This is a genomic window from Alteromonas marina (genome assembly GCF_000808575.1).
GTDB classification, from domain to species: Bacteria; Pseudomonadota; Gammaproteobacteria; order Enterobacterales; family Alteromonadaceae; genus Alteromonas; species Alteromonas marina_A.
The window spans coordinates 1-2,352 of sequence record NZ_JWLW01000062.1 but is presented as its reverse complement, the minus strand read 5'-3'; the positions used below and the strand labels follow the sequence as shown (position 1 = coordinate 2,352).

The window sequence follows — 2,352 nt, the reverse complement described above, 5'->3', positions numbered from 1 at the left end:
GCAGGTGAAAACTATGAGTTAGTTGTTGCGGGCGTATGTGATGTCGCGGGTAATGCCGTGACAGAGTACCGCTTGGCGTTTACCACTGAAAACACGGGTGCAGTAGATAATTCTTACCCAACCCTTACATCCATGACACCAGCACATGGCTCACAAGACAATGCAGTCAATGCGCCTATCGATATGACCTTCAGTGAGCCACTTGATATTAGAAATATCACATCTAATCACTCAGGTGGTGAGATTAGAATTTATTCGGGGTCAAATTATTACGACGGTATTTTTTCATTCAATGGTAATGTTGTTACCTTCACGCCGACCAATCCTTTGCCGCAAGATACGCAAATTACGGTTTATTTGCGATACATTAAAGACCGCGTGGGTAACTCATATTGTTGCAGAAGTTATTCTTTCACAACGCAAACTTTGTAAGGAGTTTAAGGAAAGGTAATGAAAACAAAGAAGTCTAGTGTCATAGTATTAAGTGTAGGTGTTGTAGCTATAGCGGTATTGGGTTACCTGTTTTTAAGCGAAAAGAGCGACCGTAGCGAAAATCCGAAATCACTTACTGTTAATGAACTACTTGATGAACAAATCAAAGACCAAGAGAAAGACAGTAATATTGTAGATGTTACTGTTGAGTCTCCTGATTATCGTCCGAAAGTTGCAAAAAAAAATGCGAGAGATAGAACTGAGACGAACAATGCTAATGTCGATGAAGCACTACAGGAATCTGAAGAAAAGCTTGCAGCGGCTATTCTTTCCTTCAACGATGTACTAGATGATCCAACGGCACAAAAGGAAATAATAGAACAAAATAAAGAAGCCGGTGAAGTAAAGAAAAAGGCGATTTTGCAGAAGCTAAAAAATGGAGACTTATAGTAGCATGAAGTTCCTGGTACTCTTTTTAAGTATTTTTTTTGGATATAGTGGTTTAGCTAGAGCAAATGACACAAGCGCACTAAACGCAAAAATAATCCCTACCCCGGAGGTTTATAGTGATTTTTTAATAGAGCCTTGGAAACCGAACGCACCCAGTGTAATTGTTTTTAAAGATCCCAATTGTGGTTATTGTATTCGTGCACTCAAGGCACTAGATAAATACAAAGGCTACAATGTCTTTATGTTTTGGTCTCCAATTTTGGGCGATTACAGTGACAAACGTGTTGCCGCTATTATGGAGTGTGATGATCCGATTAGTCAGGAAGTTTTTGATGACGTAATTACTCGCACGCCAATTGAATGCAAAAGTTCGGATGCATTCAACCTTAGACATAGCAGGTTGCAAAAACTGAATAAAGAAATTGTTCAAAATTACAACCCTCAGTCGGTGCCTTCTTATTATTTCGGCGGGCAAAAAGTATATCTGAGCTCGTTGAAAAAGTTTAAGCAACAGCTCACCAATGGTATTACACCAGTACAACTGGATTGGACCCGTTATGAGACATTACGTTTAAAGCAGAGTGGAAACCAAGGGCTGGCTAACGCAATTTTATTTGTATCTGATGAGTTGTCGACTAACAAGAGTCTTATTGCTTCACTGGAAAATGATTTTCGCTACAACTGGCACCTTGCAAAGAGTACTTGTGAAAGCAAAGATTGTACAAAAAACGAAAAATCAAATCGTTCGGCGGAGCTGAGACTACTAATGGATGTACCTGAGGGTGCTCAAATTGCGCTAGTGATCGATGGTATGGTTATTCAAACAGAACGTCTTAACCAATATCTAAGCAACGATTCAATTAATGCAATCAATGTGCTTTAGTTAATTTTTAATAACTCACACCTAACCTGACATTTGCTCTGTTTTCTAGTGTCTTGTCAGGTTAGGTTGCCGCTAAATTAGTTCTCAGAAAAACCTCTAAGCCTGAGGTATCCCCACAAATAATATAACGATATCAGCGAGATAAAAAAGATAGGAACATTCATGACGTTTGGTGATCAGATCAATCGCCAAAAATCACTGAGGCCAAACAGCCATGAATGCTCTATCTATTGTGAACAATGTCGTATCGCTTGTCAGCTACAATATGCATAAAACTCGTCTAAATGCGGTCACGGCGTGCGTCAAAAGCTTACTTAATGGAAGCGCTGCGACCGTAACCAGCATAGGTCGAGGAATCAATACTAAAGCCTTTGAAAAACACCGGATTAAACGTGCCGACCGCTTGCTTTCAAACCCGCATTTATTCAGTGAAACACCGTTTATCTATGCATCTATTTGCCAACTATTTTGTGGCAGCACATCTCGCCCTGTTATCTCAATCGACTGGTCAGATTTAGATGACCATAAAGCGCACTTTCTTTTACGCGCGGCCATATCTTTAAAGGGTGCATGTTCCGGCCCATTCC

General features: G+C 40.1%; 3 protein-coding genes and 1 pseudogene. All 4 read left to right on the top strand.

What is annotated here, in order from left to right:
- On the top strand, positions 1-432 hold a 432-nt coding region (locus RJ41_RS15080), incomplete at its 5' end, for an Ig-like domain-containing domain (protein ID WP_039222593.1).
- Positions 433-450: 18 nt separating this feature from the next.
- Positions 451-882, top strand: coding sequence for a hypothetical protein (locus RJ41_RS15075; RefSeq protein WP_039222590.1), 432 nt, complete (start codon positions 451-453; stop codon positions 880-882).
- A 4-nt stretch (positions 883-886) separates the two neighbouring features.
- Positions 887-1,765 (top strand): thioredoxin domain-containing protein, encoded by an 879-nt coding sequence (locus tag RJ41_RS15070; RefSeq protein WP_167334073.1) that lies wholly within the window; start codon positions 887-889, stop codon positions 1,763-1,765.
- 214 nt (positions 1,766-1,979) lie between these two features.
- A pseudogene (locus RJ41_RS15065) lies at positions 1,980-2,352 on the top strand (IS4 family transposase); the annotation flags it as partial.